Here is a 16,182-nt window from a genome sequence, read left to right on the forward strand (position 1 = left end):
CTTTTTTTAATTTCATCACGGACGTCGTAGTTCAGACCATGAAGACCACTTTTTCCGCTCGTTTCGTGCAGCGTATGGCGCTCACCGCGGCTCTCTGCGCAGCTTCTCTCTCTGCTGCCCATGCCGATGACCTGAATATTAAAACCATGATCCCGGGTGTTCCGCAGATCGATGCGGAGTCATATATCCTGATTGATTACAATTCAGGCAAAGTTCTGGCAGAACAGAACGCAGACACTCGCCGCGACCCCGCCAGTCTGACCAAAATGATGACCAGCTACGTCATCGGCCAGGCGATGAAAGCCGGCAAGTTCAAAGAAACCGATCTGGTCACTGTCGGCAATGACGCCTGGGCTACAGGTAACCCGGTCTTTAAAGGTTCATCGTTGATGTTCCTGAAACCTGGAATGCAGGTTCCTGTTTCCCAGTTGATCCGTGGCATCAACCTACAATCCGGGAATGACGCGTGTGTGGCAATGGCGGACTTCGCAGCCGGTAGCCAGGATGCTTTCGTCGGTCTGATGAACAGCTATGTGAACGCGCTGGGCCTGAAAAACACCCACTTCCAGACCGTTCATGGTCTCGATGCTGACGGTCAGTACAGCTCGGCTCGCGACATGGCGATGATTGGCCAGGCCCTGATTCGTGACGTGCCTAACGAATACTCTATCTATAAAGAAAAAGAGTTCACCTTTAACGGTATTCGTCAGTTAAACCGTAACGGCCTGCTGTGGGATAACAGCCTGAATGTCGACGGTATCAAAACCGGTCATACCGACAAAGCTGGCTATAACCTCGTTGCATCCGCAACCGAAGGTCAGATGCGTCTGATCTCTGCCGTCATGGGTGGCCGCACCTATAAAGGTCGCGAAACCGAAAGTAAAAAACTGCTGACCTGGGGCTTCCGTTTCTTTGAAACCGTGAATCCACTGAAAGTCGGTAAAGAGTTTGCTTCAGAACCGGCCTGGTTTGGTAACACAGATCGTGCATCGTTAGGCGTAGATAAAGATGTCTACCTGACCATTCCGCGCGGCCGCATGAAAGATCTGAAAGCAAGCTATGTGCTGAACACCACAGAACTGCATGCACCGCTGCGGAAAAACCAGGTTGTCGGCACCATCAACTTCCAGTTGGATGGCAAAACCATCGAACAGCGCCCGCTGGTAGTCCTGCAGGAAATCCCTGAAGGCAACTTCTTTGGGAAAATCATTGATTACATTAAATTAATGTTCCATCACTGGTTTGGCTAAAAATCGAACACTTGAAAGTGTGATTTACGTCCCCATATACTAGGTATCCAGATAACTCCCACACGCTGTGGGAGTTATTATTTATTGATGTAACGCCGGAGCTGACATGAAAACCAAACTTAACGAACTGCTTGAATTCCCTACTCCATTTACTTACAAAGTAATGGGGCAGGCGTTGCCTGAGCTGGTTGATCAGGTGGTTGAAGTGGTACAGCGCCATGCGCCAGGTGATTACTCTCCGACGGTAAAACCGAGCAGCAAAGGCAACTACCACTCGGTCTCAATCACTATTACTGCTACACACATTGAGCAGGTTGAAACGCTGTACGAAGAATTAGGCAATATCGATATCGTACGCATGGTATTGTAAAATCCTGTTGGTTACCCGCTGCATCCCCGCTCGGGTAACCCCTCCCTCCTGTGATATACTTTTCCCCTCTTTTATATTCTCTACTCTATGTGAGTATCTACGGAGATGCCGTTTTGTATCAGGATAAAATTCTGGTCCGCCAGCTCGGTCTTCAACCTTACGAGCCAGTTTCTCTGGCCATGCACGAATTCACCGATACCCGCGATGAAAACAGTTATGACGAAATCTGGCTGGTAGAGCATTATCCTGTTTTTACCCAGGGTCAGGCAGGTAAAGCAGAGCACGTACTGATGCCGGGCGATATTCCGGTGATCCAGAGCGATCGTGGCGGCCAGGTGACCTACCACGGGCCGGGCCAGCAGGTCATGTATGTGCTGTTGAACTTGAAGCGTCGCAAACTTGGCGTTCGTGAACTGGTTACGCTGCTGGAACAAACCGTCGTCAATACACTTGCGGAAATCGGCATTGATGCCCACCCGCGAGCCGATGCGCCTGGCGTATACGTCGGGGAGAAGAAAATCTGCTCTTTGGGATTACGTATTCGTAGAGGATGTTCGTTTCACGGCTTAGCGCTCAACGTGGATATGGATTTGTCGCCTTTCCTGCGTATCAATCCTTGTGGTTACGCCGGAATGGAGATGGCGAAAGTATCGCAGTGGGATAGCGCAGCCACGACCGAGAGCGTTCGCCCACGCCTGCTGGCCAACATATTAGCGCTGTTGGGTAACCCACCGCACGAGTACGTTGCAGACTGAAAATACGGTCATACTTTGCCACGGCAAATGTTGTGGCAAATGGCACAAAACAACAACTATTTTACATTTTGCCAGCCTGTCAGGCTGCTTTCTGGCCCGTTTCAATGATATACTGCGTATCACTAATTCAAAAATAGTTGATAAATGCAACATTCCCTTGAATTGAAACGCTTTCCTTCGTAATTCGCAACTGGAACACGCAAGCTATGAGTAAACCCATTGTGATGGAACGCGGTGTTAAATACCGCGATGCCGATAAGATGGCTCTTATCCCGGTAAAAAATGTGGCAACAGAGCGTGAAGCCCTGCTGCGTAAACCGGAATGGATGAAAATAAAACTGCCAGCGGACTCCACTCGCATCCAGGGCATCAAAGCGGCAATGCGCAAAAATGGCCTGCACTCTGTCTGCGAAGAAGCTTCCTGCCCTAACCTGGCTGAATGTTTCAATCACGGAACCGCAACCTTTATGATCCTCGGCGCAATCTGTACCCGCCGTTGCCCATTCTGTGACGTTGCCCATGGTCGTCCGGTTGCTCCGGATGCTAACGAGCCGTTAAAACTTGCTCAGACGATTGCTGACATGGCGCTGCGCTATGTCGTCATTACCTCCGTTGACCGCGACGATCTGCGTGACGGCGGCGCTCAGCACTTTGCTGACTGTATCACCGCTATTCGTGAGAAAAGCCCGTCGATTAAAATCGAAACGCTGGTGCCTGACTTCCGTGGTCGTATGGATCGCGCGTTGGATATCCTCACCGCCACGCCGCCAGACGTGTTTAACCACAACCTCGAAAACGTACCGCGTATTTATCGCAATGTACGTCCGGGGGCGGACTACAACTGGTCGCTGAAGCTTCTGGAACGTTTCAAGGAAGCGCACCCGGAGATTCCGACTAAATCAGGTCTGATGGTTGGTCTGGGCGAAACCAATGCAGAAATCATTGAGGTCATGCGTGACCTGCGCAGTCATGGCGTGACCATGCTGACGCTGGGGCAGTATTTACAGCCAAGCCGTCACCACCTGCCGGTTCAACGTTATGTAAGCCCGGATGAGTTCGATGAGATGAAAGCCGAAGCTATGGCCATGGGCTTTACCCATGCAGCCTGCGGTCCATTCGTTCGCTCTTCATACCATGCTGACATGCAGGCCAAAGGGCTGGAAGTGAAGTAATCGTGTAATACTCACTTACATATCAGCAATAAAAAAACCGGCAAATTGCCGGTTTTTTTTCATGCAGAGTATGCAGTATGAGCATCATGCTCCTGACATTACTCTTTATGAGAAAGCTTCTCAGCCTGAACGCTACCATCAGCATCTTTCTTAGCATCGGCATTATCGTCGTTCATTGCTTTCTTGAAGCCCTTGATTGCCGTTCCCAGGTCTCCACCCAGTGTACGTAACTTCTTGGTACCAAACAGCAGAACAACCAGTGCGGCAACCACCAGCAGTTTGGTAATACTAATCTCACCCATAGATACCTTCTTCACTTAAACCAGGCTGCATAAAGCGCCATATTAACCTGAGAATATTAACGGCCTTTCGACGCGCGCACACAATAGCAATCTGTAACAAGGTGAATCAAGCCTTGTTTAAAAAAACGTCATAATAATTGCGGTGGCGCAAAACGTCGGTTACTTAACACCGGAAGTTGTGCTCTGACCTGCCTTACCCGCTCTGCAGAAACCTCGGCCATAATTAGCGCAGGCGTTTCCGCCGCAGCAGCAATGGTCACACCAAAAGGGTCGATGACCCGGCTTTGGCCGATATTCTTATTACCACACTCTCCCGCCGCAATCAGGTAACACGTTGCATCTAACGCTCTTGCAGCTAAAAGCGTAGACCAGTGATGCTCTTTAAGCGATCCCCGTACCCAGGCTGCGGGTAATACGAGAATTTCCGCTCCCTGCAATGCGTGCGCCAGCGCCAGCTCTGGGAAGCGCAGATCATAACAGGTCATTAACCCTACTTTTAACCCGTCTACGTCCAGCAGCGGCGCTATGACGTCCCCTGCATCCACATTTCGTGACTCCTGAATCGAAAAGGCGTCGTAGAGATGTAATTTAGCGTAATGGGCAACTACCTGACCAGCCCGTAGCGCCACCAGCATGTTATACGCCCGTCCAGGCACAGAGGGAACATGAATCGTCAGGATTGTCGTCATCTCATTTTGCGCGCTTTCTCGCAACAAGCGCGTCAAAAATCCACCTTCCAGCAATTGAGCTGATTTCACTGACAGGTCTGGGTCAAGATCGTCACGGGCCAGAAGCGCTTCCGGTAATACCAGTAACGATGCCCCCTCTCCCGCAGCCTGAGACATCAGTAAAACGCAGGTTTCTGCATTTTTTTCCCATGAAGGTCCCACGGCAAATTGCCCTGCTGCAACGAACATATTCCCTCCAGAAAACGTTGTTAGGCTCGCCAACCACGATTATTCAGCGTTACACTCATCCTATATACAATCAAATAGCAGGATTACGCAGTGTTACAACTCCTTTTAGCGGTTTTTATCGGTGGTGGTACAGGTAGTGTAGCAAGATGGATGTTGAGCATGAGGTTTAACCCGCTACATCAGGCCATTCCATTCGGTACGCTGGCAGCAAACTTACTTGGCGCATTTATCATTGGTATGGGTCTGGCATGGTTTAATCGCATGACAAACATTGATCCAATGTGGAAGGTACTGATTACAACTGGCTTTTGCGGGGGACTAACAACATTTTCCACTTTCTCGGCTGAGGTGGTGTTTTTGCTACAGGAAGGACGCTTTGGTTGGGCTATGTTGAATGTGCTGGCGAATCTGCTGGGATCATTTGCGATGACCGCCCTGGCATTCTGGCTGGTTTCGGCCTCTCCCGCACACTGAGGCGAAAAAAAACCCGCAATTAAGCGGGTTTTGAATGCTTGCTGTCGTATGCTTACAGAGCGATTACGTTTGCAGCAGAAGGGCCTTTGGCACCGTTAGTGATTTCGAACTCTACACGCTGACCTTCAGCCAGAGTTTTAAAACCATTGGTCTGGATTGCAGAGAAGTGTACGAACACGTCTTTGCTGCCATCTTCCGGAGTAATGAAACCGAATCCTTTGGACTCATTAAACCACTTAACGTTACCTTTAATCTTAGACATCAAAATTACCTTTACATGAAAAATAGACACAAATGCTGTGTCGGGTATCAGTACAACAATTGTGGTGCACTTTGTCCAGTCGAACTTTATCAAAAAGTGATAAATGTCGCGTTATTTTTCAGTTAACGTTGATATCACACTGTTTTAAAAAGATTTTTTAATAATCCACCTGACAATACAGGTAGTCTATCAAAACTGGAAACGCATCCACGCAAAGTAGACGTTACCGTTGTTGTACGTTCCCGGAATGTAGGTCATCTGGAACGTTGCCGGACCATACCCTATCGATGCCAGCGGTAACAGCACGGGTACCGGAATGTAGTTCCAGTTATCACGCGCGGTAAAACCGGCGGTAAAACCGAGACCTGTATGGAAATTTTCATCGGCCAGCGGTCGCCAGGTTTTTTCCCAGCCATAACCACCAATAGGTTCCCATTTATTGTAGGAATCCTTAAAGGCCATTATATAAAGTCCGTGCCAGTTACCTTTATCATCCCAACGGGATTGACCAAATCCTGCCCCCCACGGGCGTTCATTGTAGCGATCCGTTTTTTCTTTATCGTAGGCAAAGCGTGCATGCCAGGTAATAGCCGGTATATACAAATCATAATGTTCCGGCTGCAGCCAGGTTTCACTGACGTTGTCTTTAAAAGTAGCGAACCAGCCTTTATCTTCAGCAGCGCTCTGGGGAATGAAAGCTAACTGAATAAAAAGAAATGAAAAAATGAGAAAATATCGTTTAGCGACAATCACAACTTAATTACCATCCTGGGATTTATTATTAATTGTAGCAAACCCAACCTTAATGTTAGCTTAACAAAAATGCGCAGCTAAAAAATCAGAATATTCCTCAGCATGAAATTTTTAAGATAATTAGCCCTTAATTTATTGAGCCATTTCATAGGAACTATTTTCTCTTTATTGCCAATAAATTGTTCTTTACTCCGAGAAAAGTTAAATAACATTACAATAAATTAACAATTAAGAATCAATATCACCACAAAACACACACACCGGCGCTGCACTTCACAGTTTTTTATTGTGAGATTCTTTTTTTAACCACGATGCTGAAAAAACGGCTAAGCCATCGCTTGAATCCGTATTTTTATTGATTTTAATCAGCAAGAGTTATCGGTTTATTAGGCACATTCTGTCACCACTTTTTACTTTTTTTAGTTTTTTTACTTTCTGGGCAGCAATGCGACAGGGGAAACGATGTTGACATTTATTGAACTCCTTATTGGGGTTGTGGTTATTGTAGGTGTAGCGCGCTACATCATTAAAGGTTATTCCGCGACAGGCGTACTGTTTGTTGGCGGTCTGGTTTTGTTGATTATCAGTGCGCTGATGGGGCATAAAGTGTTGCCATCCAGCGCGGCATCGACGGGCTATACGGCAACAGACATTGTTGAATATATTAAAATTTTGCTGATGAGCCGTGGTGGCGATCTCGGCATGATGATCATGATGCTGTGTGGTTTTGCCGCCTATATGACCCATATTGGCGCGAACGATATGGTCGTTAAGCTGGCCTCCAAGCCCCTGCAATACATCAACTCTCCTTACCTGCTAATGATTGCCGCCTATTTTGTCGCCTGCCTGATGTCACTGGCGGTTTCTTCAGCAACCGGTCTGGGCGTATTGCTGATGGCAACACTGTTCCCGGTCATGGTTAACGTTGGAATCAGCCGTGGCGCTGCAGCGGCTATTTGTGCCTCCCCTGCTGCAATTATTCTTTCACCAACATCCGGTGATGTGGTGCTGGCGGCAAAAGCTGCGGAAATGCCGCTGATCGATTTCGCCTTTAAAACCACGCTGCCAATTTCTATTGCCGCCATCATTGCTATGGCGATTGCCCACTTTTTCTGGCAGCGTTTTCTGGATAAAAAAGAGAACATTTCTCATGAAATGTTAGATGTGGCTGAAATCACCACGACTGCCCCGTCATTTTACGCCATTCTGCCGTTTACCCCGATCGTTGGCGTCCTGATTTTTGATGGTAAATGGGGCCCGCAGCTGCATATCATTACGATTCTGGTTCTGTGCATGCTCATCGCGGCTATTCTGGAGTTCGTACGTGGGTTCAACACCCAAAAGGTTTTCTCTGGTCTGGAAGTCGCTTACCGTGGCATGGCGGATGCCTTTGCTAACGTGGTGATGTTGTTAGTCGCTGCGGGTGTTTTTGCCCAGGGTCTGAGCACAATCGGCTTTATTCAGAGTCTGATTTCTATCGCCACCTCGTTTGGTTCAGCGAGCATTATCTTGATGATGGTGCTGGTGATCCTGACTATGTTGGCGGCAATGACTACGGGTTCCGGTAACGCCCCGTTCTACGCCTTCGTTGAGATGATCCCTAAGCTGGCGCATTCTTCCGGCATTAACCCGGCTTACCTTGTTATCCCGATGCTGCAGGCGTCAAACCTTGGGCGCACCATCTCCCCGGTCTCCGGCGTGGTTGTCGCTGTCGCAGGTATGGCAAAGATTTCTCCGTTCGAAGTGGTGAAACGTACTTCGGTTCCGGTTCTGGTTGGACTGCTGGTGGTGATTATCGCAACTGAAGTGATGGTACCAGGTTCTTCTTCAGCCGTCGTTGGCGGCTGATACTCAGTGAAATGTAGGCCGGATTAGGCATCTACGCCGCATCCGGCATTTAAACCGCACCATTGCCGGATGTCGATGCTAAAACATCTTATCCGGCCTACGTCAGAAATCAGCATTTAGCCGCCATGATAAATACGCTGCGGCCTACCCACCTTACCGTGAATAATCTCCGCAATAATCAAATGACGGCTGGCACAGTACTCCAGGTAGCGTCTAGAAGTCGTTCGGCTGATGGTAAGCGCCTGGGCGATCGTTTCCGCAGTATGGTGTACCGTCGGGTCGGCGAATAATTTCAACACTGCATTTAGTGTTAACGCATCAATCCCGGTCGGTAAATCCCCTTTCGGTTCGCCCCGCGCGTAGGCATTAAACATTTCATCAATCTGCTTTTGGCTGGCGCTGTCATTCCCCGCCAACATGCGTCGACGTTGCTGATAACGCGTCAGGGTCTGCCCCAGCCGCTCGTAGGCAATGGGTTTGACCAGGTAATCAAACGCACCGCTGCGCACGGCCTCGGAGACCGTTTCCATATCGCTAGCCGCCGTGGTAAACACTACGCCGCCCGGATAGCGCGCCTGGGTCAGCTCATGCAGCAACGTAATTCCCTTGCCGTCCGGCAAGTAGTTATCGAGCAGTATCAGACCGGGCTTAAAACGCTCAATCATCATCCTCGCCTGCTCAAGATTACCCGCCAGCCATATCTGGCTGAAACCGGGTATATGGCGGATATATTCAGCATGCATTTCCGCCAGTAGCGTTTCATCCTCAACGATCAACAGCGTTAATGGTTCCGTCATTATTTTTTTTCACTTTCGGAAGAAATAAAGAAAATAAGGTACCGCAAGGGGAGTTATCTTCGAGCGTAATCACCCCGTCACAGCGCCTCACATAACTTGCAATCAGATACAAACCGATGCCATGTTCACCTGGTTCATCGGTACGGGTGCTCACACCCTGTTCAAATATTTTCTCACGCAATGCTTCCGGCACACCGCATCCCTGATCGGCAACTTCGATGATCACGTCATCCCCTTCATCGCTCAAATAGAGCTCTACGACCTTGTTGCCTTGCTGGGTGCGTAAGCTCGCTTCAAATGCATTATCAAGCAGATTGCCAACAATTGCTGCAAACTCTGTGCTATCCAGCCCCTCGGGGAGTTGATGCAATTGGCTCCCCGGAACGATAGTCATGGTGAGGCCCAGTTCCCGCGCGCGCTGCACCTTGCCAAACAACAGACCGGCGACCTGACGATCGGCAAACGCGCCACGCAGGCTGTCAATCAGTTGCTGTTGCGCCTGGGATTCTCCCTGCACCATGGCCAGAACCTTGTCATACTCTTTCATTTGCAGCAGGCCATTGATGGTCGACATCCAGTTCAGGTGCTCATGACGCAGCGTTCTCAGGCTCTCTACATACTGTTTGATCTGCGTTAATTGCGCATTAAGGGTAGCAATTTCATCTTTACTACGAAAACTGATGATTGCCCCAAGCAGTTCGTCACCGGAGCGAATCGCTTCACGGTTGGCGATAACGCTCAGGCCATTAAAGTTTACCATCGCATCCTGTCGTTTTTCCGCAATCTGTTGGGTGAAAAAGTCCGCTGGCTGAACCACCTCACTCACCGGTTTTCCAAGCCACTTTCGCCCAGGTGAAGACAGCCCCAGCATTTTCCTCGCACTGCGGTTTATTGCGGTGATATAACCATCAGGATCCACGGCAATCAATCCTTCATATACCGAGCTGAACAACGCTTCCTGCTGACGTACCACCCGCGCAATTTGTTTCGGTTCCATACCCAACATCTGCCGACGAATATGGGCAGCGAAAAACCAGGATAGCAGCATAAGTACCAGCAACAGCAAGATAAACACACCGGCCATCGGGAGTAAGAAATCCGATCTCCAGCTATCGATTTTGCTGATCAGATAACCAATTGAGACTACGCCAATGATTTTGCCATCGTCATCAAAGATGGGCGTTTTAGCGCGCATTGCCATCCCGATGGACCCTTTACCGGTAATAAAGTAGCTCTCTCCTTTTTCCAGCGCACCGGGTTTGGTGAACTGCATCGGGTAGCCAATCTTTTCCGGGTTCGGATGATATAGACGAATGGAGTTGGTATCCCCGATAACCACATAGTCGAAGTCAGTTCCGCTCTGCAGTTTGTCGGCAATCGTCGCCAAACGCTTGTAATCACGATGTTTAACTGCCGTGATGATACTGTCGTTAGAGGCGATGATTTTGGCCTGGTTCATTGCCATATCGCGGACATGCGTGGCCAGATAATCTTCAAAGCTGGCGGTAAAGTATTGTGCCAGGGCGGCGATGATAAAAACAGAAACGACCAAAATAAGCAGAAAGATGCGTAAAGGAAACGCCAGGCTGCGGAAAAAAGGAAACCGTGTTTTATTTTTCTGCTCAGCCATATATCTTCCTCATCCACGTTGCCCGAAACTTATTTCTCATTGTAGTTGTAATAGAAATGTTTTATTTACACGTTACGGTATAAAACAAGATCGTTGCAGATTCCCCACTTTAAATCAATTAAACAAATTAAAACCACACGCTATTTCGAGGTTAAATTAATTAAAAAACTTAAAACCATAAAACACATTAAAACCTTCTAACTTATTGTGAAATAAATCAAAAATTACCTCCGAAATACCCCTTACGATGTATGCAGCAGGGAAAAAAAGAAATACTCCGTAATAAAAAATCATTCCCTTCAATTGCAAACGAAACGTTATCAGGTTGCTAAGTAGAGCAACAAAAACAGAAACCCAGTAACAAATATAGCATCGGGGCTCTATTCACTATGTTCGGTAATAATATATTCACGCAAGTTAAACGCTCAGAAAATAAAAAGATGGCGGCTATCACGCAATTTCTGAAAGAGAATGATTTGAGCGTTGACACCACCGTCGAAGTATTTATCACCGTCACCCGTGACGACCGCCTGATTGCCTGCGGCGGTATCGCTGGGAATATTATTAAATGTGTCGCCATCTGCGAATCCGTACGGGGCGAAGGCTTAGCGCTGACGCTGGCGACCGAGTTAATCAACCTCGCCTATGAGCGCCACTGTACGCACCTCTTCATCTATACCAAAACCGAGTACGAATCGCTGTTTAAACAGTGTGGCTTTTCTACGCTGACCAGCGTTCCCGGCATTATGGTGCTGATGGAAAACAGCACCACGCGTCTGAAACGTTACGCTGAATCTCTGGCAAAACAGCGTCGTGAAGGGAAAAAAATTGGTTGCATCGTCATGAACGCCAACCCCTTCACCAACGGACATCGTTTTCTGATCCAACAGGCGGCCGCACAATGTGACTGGCTGCATCTGTTTTTGGTCAAAGAGGATACCTCACGGTTTCCGTATGAAGACCGGTTGGATCTGGTGCTTAAAGGGACAAAAGATATTCCACGTTTAACCGTGCATCGCGGTTCGGAATACATCATTTCCCGCGCCACGTTCCCGTGCTACTTCATCAAAGAGCAGAGCGTTATTAACCACTGCTACACCGAAATAGACCTGAAAATCTTCCGCCAGTACCTGGCACCGGCTCTCGGCGTTACACATCGTTTCGTCGGTACCGAGCCGTATTGCTCCGTCACCTCCCAGTACAACAACGATATGCGCTACTGGCTGGAGACCCCAACGCTTCCCGCCCCACCGATTGAACTGGTGGAAATTGAGCGGCTGTGCTTCCAGGAGATGCCGATTTCCGCCTCCTGGGTGCGCAAGCTGCTGGTTAAAAAAGATCTCACGGCTATCGCATCCCTGGTCCCTGACGCCACGCTGCACTATCTGCAAAGCATGGTTGAACGAGCCTCATCGGGTGCGGCAGTCCGCCAAAATACCCCCGCATTAGCAACAGGTGAAAAATGAAAATAAACCAGGCAGCCGTCGCAGGCACACTCGAGTCCGGTGATGTGATGATTCGCATCGCCCCACTCGATTCGCAGGATATTGACCTGCAGGTTAACAGTAGCGTCGAAAAACAGTTCGGTGATGCCATCCGCACCACCATCCTGGACGTTCTGTCCCGCTACAACGTACGCGGCGTGCAATTAAATGTTGATGATAAAGGCGCACTGGACTGCATTTTACGTGCGCGACTGGAAGCACTACTGGCCCGCGCTGGCGGTATTCCGGCACTGCCATGGGAGGATTGCCAGTGATTTCCGCATCTTTGCAACAACGTAAAACCCGTACTCGCCGCAGCATGTTGTTCGTACCGGGTGCCAATGCCGCCATGGTCAGCAACTCGTTCATCTACCCGGCAGATGCACTGATGTTCGACCTGGAAGACTCCGTCGCGTTGCGTGAAAAAGATACCGCTCGCCGCATGGTGTACCACGCGCTGCAGCATCCGCTGTATCACGACGTTGAAACCATCGTGCGTGTAAACGCCCTCGACTCCGAATGGGGCATCAACGACCTTGAAGCCGTGGTACGCGGCGGTGCTGACATCGTACGTTTACCGAAGACCGATACCGCGCAGGATGTCATCGACATCGAAAGTGAAATTCTGCGCATCGAGAACGCCTGTGGCCGTGAACCCGGCAGCACCGGCCTGTTAGCCGCCATTGAGTCGCCGTTAGGCATTACCCGTGCGGTAGAAATTGCCCACGCTTCCGAGCGCCTGATCGGTATTGCTCTGGGTGCTGAAGATTATGTGCGTAACCTGCGCACTGAACGCTCGCCGGAGGGTACTGAACTGCTGTTTGCCCGCTGCTCTATTTTGCAGGCTGCACGTTCTGCCGGTATTCAGGCGTTCGACACCGTGTATTCCGATGCCAACAACGAAGCAGGTTTCCTGCACGAAGCCGCACACATCAAGCAGTTGGGTTTTGACGGCAAGTCGCTCATCAACCCGCGCCAGATCGAACTCCTGCATAACCTGTACGCTCCGACGCGCAAAGAGCTGGCTCACGCCCGTTTGGTCGTAGAAGCCGCTGAAGCCGCTGCCCGCGAAGGTCGTGGAGTGGTTTCCCTGAACGGCAAAATGGTCGACAGCCCGGTTATCGAGCGCGCCCTTCTGGTTATCTCCCGTGCAGAACTTTCCGGCATTCGCGAAGAATAAGGCAAAAAAATGACGCAGAAAATCGAACAGTCTCAACGCCAGGATCGCGTGGCGACCTGGAGCCGTCATGCAGAAAGTGAGCTTTCCGCTTATCAGAGCACCGCAAAAGTAGAACTACAGGCGCAAAAACAGCGCGACAAAAAGCTGTGCGCTAACCTGGAAGACGCCATTCGTCGTTCGGGTTTACAGGATGGCATGACCATCTCTTTCCACCACGCTTTTCGCGGTGGCGATCTGACGATTAACCTGGTGATGGACGCCATCGCCAGTATGGGCTTTAAAAATCTGACGCTGGCCTCCAGCTCTCTGAGCGATTGCCATGCTCCGCTGGTTGAGCACATCCGTCAGGGTGTGGTCAGCCGTATTTATACCTCCGGGTTGCGTGGCCCGCTGGCGGAAGAGATCTCCCGTGGCCTGCTGGCCGAACCGGTACAGATTCACTCCCACGGTGGACGTGTACACTTGGTACAAAGCGGCGAACTCAGCATTGATGTGGCGTTTCTCGGCGTACCGTCCTGCGACCAGTTTGGTAACGCCAACGGTTATACCGGTAAAGCATGCTGCGGTTCACTGGGCTATGCCCGCGTAGACGCCGAAAACGCGAAACAGGTTGTCCTGCTGACTGAACAACTGCTGACCTATCCACATAACCCGGCCAGCATTACACAGGATCAGGTAGATCTGATCGTGCAGATCGATCAGGTCGGCGATGCGGACAAAATCGGTGCTGATGCGACCCGCATGACCACTAACCCGCGTGAACTGTTAATCGCCCGTAGCGCGGCAGAGGTCATTGCTAACTCCGGCTACTTCAATGAAGGCTTCTCACTGCAGACAGGCACCGGCGGCGCTTCTCTGGCCGTGACACGTTTCCTGGAAGACAAAATGCGCAGCCGCGATATCCGTGCTGACTTCGCGCTGGGCGGCATCACCGCCACCATCGTGGATCTGCATGAAAAAGGCCTGATTCGCAAACTGCTGGACGTGCAGAGCTTCGACCGTAACGCGGCTGAGTCCTTGGCCCGCAACCCAAACCACATTGAAATCAGTGCAAACCAGTATGCCAACTGGGGTTCAAAAGGCGCATCCGTTGACCGTCTGGATGTGGTGGTACTGAGCGCATTAGAAGTAGACACCAACTTCAATGTGAACGTACTGACCGGTTCTGACGGCGTACTGCGAGGCGCATCCGGCGGACACTGTGATACGGCTGTGGCCGCAGCGCTTTCCATCATCGTCGCACCGCTGGTTCGCGGACGCATCCCGACGCTGGTTGATAACGTGCTGACCTGCGTAACCCCTGGCTCCAGCGTTGATATTCTGGTCACTGACCACGGTATCGCCGTCAACCCTGCACGTCCGGAACTGGCAGAACGACTGAAAGAAGCCGGTATGAAAGTGGTGTCCATTGAATGGCTGCGCGAACGTGCACAGCAACTCACCGGTCAGCCACGCGCTATCGAATTCACTGACCGCGTGATTGCCGTTGTGCGTTATCGCGACGGTTCAGTGATTGACGTTGTGCATCAGGTGAAGGAATAAGCCATGCACCTGCTCCCTGAACTCGCCACCCAACACGCGGTTTCGATTCCCGAGCTGCTCGCCAGCCGCGATAAGAGACAAGCAAGGCAACAGGACTGGCTGACACGCCACTCTGCGCCACTGGTCTCGTTCACCGTGGTTGCACCGGGTCCGATTAAAGACAGCGCATTAACCCGTCGCATCTTTAATCACGGCGTAACCGCCTTGCTCGCGCTGGCGGAACAATCTGCCTGGATTGTCAGGGAGCAAACAGCGCTGGTTTCTGCCAGCGGTCCAGAAGGTCTTTTGTCTATTGAGGCTCCGGCCCACGACCTCAAGCTCGCCACGATTGAACTTGAGCATTCACACCCGCTGGGACGGCTATGGGACATCGATGTCCTGACCCCTGAAGGGGAAATTCTGTCCCGGCGTCATTTCGCACTCCCTGCCCGCCGCTGTCTGCTGTGCGAGCAAAGTGCTGCCGACTGTGCGCGGGGTAAAACCCACGCACTTTCCGACTTACTCACTCAGATGGAGGCACTGCTGCATGATGCCGATTCCCGCAACATCAACCAATAATGCAGTCCTTCCTCTGGATCTGCCTGATGCTTACGCAGCGCTCGCGTGGCGCGCCATGCTGACTGAAGTCAACCTGTCACCCAAACCCGGTCTGGTAGATCGTATTAACAACGGCGCGCATAAAGATATGGCGCTGGAAGATTTTCATCGCAGCGCCGAGGCTATTCAGGCCTGGCTGCCACGTTTTATTGAATATGGGGCGTTTAGCGCACAGCTGTCGCCTGAGGATGTATTGAAAGGACTGCGCCCGCTGGGCATGGCCTGCGAAGCTGATATGTTTCGCGCCACCGCAGGGGTGAATACCCACAAAGGCAGCATCTTTTCTCTGGGCCTGCTGTGCGCCGCCATTGGCCGCCTGCACCAGCTCCAACTAACTGTTACCGCTGAAACCATTTGCTCTACGGCAGCAACATTTTGCCGTGGTCTGACCGAGCGCGAACTGCGCCAGAACAATCAACAACTCACGGCAGGCCAACGTCTTTATCAGCAACTGGGATTAACCGGCGCACGGGGCGAAGCCGAAGCGGGATACCCGCTAGTCATCCGGCATGCCCTGCCGCACTACCGCGCACTGCTGACTCAGGGCCGCGACCCTGAACTGGCGTTACTCGACACTTTATTGCTGCTGATGTCTATCAACGGCGACACCAACGTGGCTTCACGTGGCGGCGCAGAAGGTCTGCGTTGGCTACAGCAGCAGGCCACCGCCCTGATGCAGCAAGGGGGGATTCGTACCCCTGCCGATCTCGAATACCTACACCAGTTCGACCAACAGTGCATTGAACGCAACCTCAGTCCCGGAGGCTGCGCCGATCTGCTGATCGTCACCTGGTTCTTAGCTCAGATTTCACAAGTTCATCATTATCACAATTAAAGATCCTTTCCGGA

Annotated in this window: 18 protein-coding genes; 12 read left to right on the forward strand and 6 right to left on the reverse strand. The window is 50.8% G+C overall.

Translation table 11 applies throughout. The features are described from left to right. Positions 1–38: 38 nt before the first annotated feature. The 4 genes from dacA (at position 39) to lipA (ending at position 3,547) form a co-directional block, all read left to right on the forward strand. On the forward strand, positions 39–1,250 hold the full coding sequence (dacA, locus tag OGV85_RS22475) for a D-alanyl-D-alanine carboxypeptidase DacA (RefSeq protein WP_061548067.1): 1,212 nt from the start codon (positions 39–41) through the stop codon (positions 1,248–1,250). Positions 1,251–1,356: 106 nt separating this feature from the next. Further along, positions 1,357–1,620 (forward strand): DUF493 family protein YbeD, encoded by a 264-nt coding sequence (gene ybeD / locus OGV85_RS22480; protein ID WP_003022706.1) that lies wholly within the window; start codon positions 1,357–1,359, stop codon positions 1,618–1,620. Between the two features lie 113 nt (positions 1,621–1,733). Next, a complete protein-coding gene (gene lipB, locus OGV85_RS22485) occupies positions 1,734–2,375 on the forward strand; it encodes a lipoyl(octanoyl) transferase LipB (protein WP_003022703.1) in 642 nt (213 codons plus the stop codon). Positions 2,376–2,581: 206 nt separating this feature from the next. Then, positions 2,582–3,547: a lipoyl synthase gene (gene lipA, locus OGV85_RS22490; protein ID WP_003022702.1), complete on the forward strand. Its 966-nt coding sequence runs from the start codon at positions 2,582–2,584 to the stop codon at positions 3,545–3,547. A 98-nt stretch (positions 3,548–3,645) separates the two neighbouring features. On the opposite strand, the gene tatE is transcribed toward lipA, so the two are convergent. Together tatE and OGV85_RS22500 are read right to left on the reverse strand one after the other, a co-directional pair. Next, positions 3,646–3,849 (reverse strand): twin-arginine translocase subunit TatE, encoded by a 204-nt coding sequence (tatE, locus tag OGV85_RS22495; RefSeq protein ID WP_003022699.1) that lies wholly within the window; start codon positions 3,847–3,849, stop codon positions 3,646–3,648. 128 nt (positions 3,850–3,977) lie between these two features. Continuing rightward, positions 3,978–4,766 carry a deaminated glutathione amidase gene (locus tag OGV85_RS22500; RefSeq protein ID WP_061548066.1) on the reverse strand — a complete coding sequence of 263 codons (789 nt, stop codon included), beginning with the start codon at positions 4,764–4,766 and terminating at the stop codon, positions 3,978–3,980. Positions 4,767–4,856: 90 nt separating this feature from the next. Between OGV85_RS22500 and crcB the strand changes: the two genes are divergently transcribed. Next, positions 4,857–5,240: a fluoride efflux transporter CrcB gene (gene crcB, locus OGV85_RS22505; RefSeq protein ID WP_003022693.1), complete on the forward strand. Its 384-nt coding sequence runs from the start codon at positions 4,857–4,859 to the stop codon at positions 5,238–5,240. A 52-nt stretch (positions 5,241–5,292) separates the two neighbouring features. Here crcB and cspE read toward each other — a convergent pair whose 3' ends face one another. Together cspE and pagP are read right to left on the reverse strand one after the other, a co-directional pair. Further along, complete coding sequence (cspE, locus tag OGV85_RS22510; protein WP_000034825.1) at positions 5,293–5,502, reverse strand: transcription antiterminator/RNA stability regulator CspE; 210 nt, start codon at positions 5,500–5,502, stop codon at positions 5,293–5,295. Between the two features lie 189 nt (positions 5,503–5,691). Beyond that, complete coding sequence (pagP, locus tag OGV85_RS22515) at positions 5,692–6,255, reverse strand: lipid IV(A) palmitoyltransferase PagP (protein WP_061548065.1); 564 nt, start codon at positions 6,253–6,255, stop codon at positions 5,692–5,694. 462 nt (positions 6,256–6,717) lie between these two features. On the opposite strand from pagP, the gene dcuC reads away from it, so the two are divergent. Further along, on the forward strand, positions 6,718–8,103 hold the full coding sequence (gene dcuC / locus OGV85_RS22520; protein ID WP_003022136.1) for an anaerobic C4-dicarboxylate transporter DcuC: 1,386 nt from the start codon (positions 6,718–6,720) through the stop codon (positions 8,101–8,103). Between the two features lie 116 nt (positions 8,104–8,219). Here dcuC and dpiA read toward each other — a convergent pair whose 3' ends face one another. Beyond that, positions 8,220–8,900, reverse strand: a complete 681-nt coding sequence (gene dpiA, locus OGV85_RS22525) for a two-component response regulator DpiA (RefSeq protein ID WP_003022133.1) — start codon at positions 8,898–8,900, stop codon at positions 8,220–8,222. Further along, positions 8,869–10,530 (reverse strand): sensor histidine kinase DpiB, encoded by a 1,662-nt coding sequence (dpiB, locus tag OGV85_RS22530; RefSeq protein WP_003022131.1) that lies wholly within the window; start codon positions 10,528–10,530, stop codon positions 8,869–8,871. Before dpiB ends, dpiA begins: the two co-directional genes overlap by 32 nt. Positions 10,531–10,919: 389 nt before the next feature. Here dpiB and citC point away from each other — a divergent pair, with 389 nt between their 5' ends. Genes citC through citG form a run of 6 tightly spaced genes read left to right on the forward strand, consistent with a single transcriptional unit; the run spans position 10,920 to position 16,168 of the window. After that, positions 10,920–11,996 carry a [citrate (pro-3S)-lyase] ligase gene (citC, locus tag OGV85_RS22535; RefSeq protein ID WP_032948797.1) on the forward strand — a complete coding sequence of 359 codons (1,077 nt, stop codon included), beginning with the start codon at positions 10,920–10,922 and terminating at the stop codon, positions 11,994–11,996. Then, positions 11,993–12,289: a citrate lyase acyl carrier protein gene (citD, locus tag OGV85_RS22540; RefSeq protein ID WP_003022125.1), complete on the forward strand. Its 297-nt coding sequence runs from the start codon at positions 11,993–11,995 to the stop codon at positions 12,287–12,289. The genes citC and citD overlap by 4 nt, the downstream gene beginning before the upstream one ends. After that, positions 12,286–13,194 (forward strand): aldolase/citrate lyase family protein, encoded by a 909-nt coding sequence (locus tag OGV85_RS22545; protein ID WP_003022123.1) that lies wholly within the window; start codon positions 12,286–12,288, stop codon positions 13,192–13,194. Before citD ends, OGV85_RS22545 begins: the two co-directional genes overlap by 4 nt. 9 nt (positions 13,195–13,203) lie before the next feature. Further along, positions 13,204–14,736 (forward strand): citrate lyase subunit alpha, encoded by a 1,533-nt coding sequence (gene citF / locus OGV85_RS22550; RefSeq protein WP_061548064.1) that lies wholly within the window; start codon positions 13,204–13,206, stop codon positions 14,734–14,736. Between the two features lie 3 nt (positions 14,737–14,739). Next, positions 14,740–15,294 (forward strand): citrate lyase holo-[acyl-carrier protein] synthase, encoded by a 555-nt coding sequence (gene citX, locus OGV85_RS22555; RefSeq protein WP_003022118.1) that lies wholly within the window; start codon positions 14,740–14,742, stop codon positions 15,292–15,294. After that, on the forward strand, positions 15,263–16,168 hold the full coding sequence (gene citG / locus OGV85_RS22560; protein WP_061548063.1) for a triphosphoribosyl-dephospho-CoA synthase CitG: 906 nt from the start codon (positions 15,263–15,265) through the stop codon (positions 16,166–16,168). Before citX ends, citG begins: the two co-directional genes overlap by 32 nt. The last annotated feature ends 14 nt before the right edge of the window (positions 16,169–16,182 follow it).

Source organism: Citrobacter sp. Cf132 (assembly GCF_030333885.1).
Taxonomy (GTDB): Bacteria; Pseudomonadota; Gammaproteobacteria; order Enterobacterales; family Enterobacteriaceae; genus Citrobacter; species Citrobacter freundii.

What these genes read in the sequence shown, in the direction of transcription:
- dacA (WP_061548067.1), top strand. Translation starts at nt 39, where the DNA reads ATGAAGACCACTTTTTCCGCTCGTTTCGTGCAGCGTATGGCGCTCACC.
- ybeD (WP_003022706.1), top strand. Translation starts at nt 1,357, where the DNA reads ATGAAAACCAAACTTAACGAACTGCTTGAATTCCCTACTCCATTTACT.
- lipA (WP_003022702.1), top strand. Translation starts at nt 2,582, where the DNA reads ATGAGTAAACCCATTGTGATGGAACGCGGTGTTAAATACCGCGATGCC.
- tatE (WP_003022699.1), bottom strand. Translation starts at nt 3,849, where the DNA reads ATGGGTGAGATTAGTATTACCAAACTGCTGGTGGTTGCCGCACTGGTT.
- OGV85_RS22500 (WP_061548066.1), bottom strand. Translation starts at nt 4,766, where the DNA reads ATGTTCGTTGCAGCAGGGCAATTTGCCGTGGGACCTTCATGGGAAAAA.
- cspE (WP_000034825.1), bottom strand. Translation starts at nt 5,502, where the DNA reads ATGTCTAAGATTAAAGGTAACGTTAAGTGGTTTAATGAGTCCAAAGGA.
- dcuC (WP_003022136.1), top strand. Translation starts at nt 6,718, where the DNA reads ATGTTGACATTTATTGAACTCCTTATTGGGGTTGTGGTTATTGTAGGT.
- dpiA (WP_003022133.1), bottom strand. Translation starts at nt 8,900, where the DNA reads ATGACGGAACCATTAACGCTGTTGATCGTTGAGGATGAAACGCTACTG.
- dpiB (WP_003022131.1), bottom strand. Translation starts at nt 10,530, where the DNA reads ATGGCTGAGCAGAAAAATAAAACACGGTTTCCTTTTTTCCGCAGCCTG.
- citC (WP_032948797.1), top strand. Translation starts at nt 10,920, where the DNA reads ATGTTCGGTAATAATATATTCACGCAAGTTAAACGCTCAGAAAATAAA.
- citD (WP_003022125.1), top strand. Translation starts at nt 11,993, where the DNA reads ATGAAAATAAACCAGGCAGCCGTCGCAGGCACACTCGAGTCCGGTGAT.
- citF (WP_061548064.1), top strand. Translation starts at nt 13,204, where the DNA reads ATGACGCAGAAAATCGAACAGTCTCAACGCCAGGATCGCGTGGCGACC.
- citX (WP_003022118.1), top strand. Translation starts at nt 14,740, where the DNA reads ATGCACCTGCTCCCTGAACTCGCCACCCAACACGCGGTTTCGATTCCC.
- citG (WP_061548063.1), top strand. Translation starts at nt 15,263, where the DNA reads ATGATGCCGATTCCCGCAACATCAACCAATAATGCAGTCCTTCCTCTG.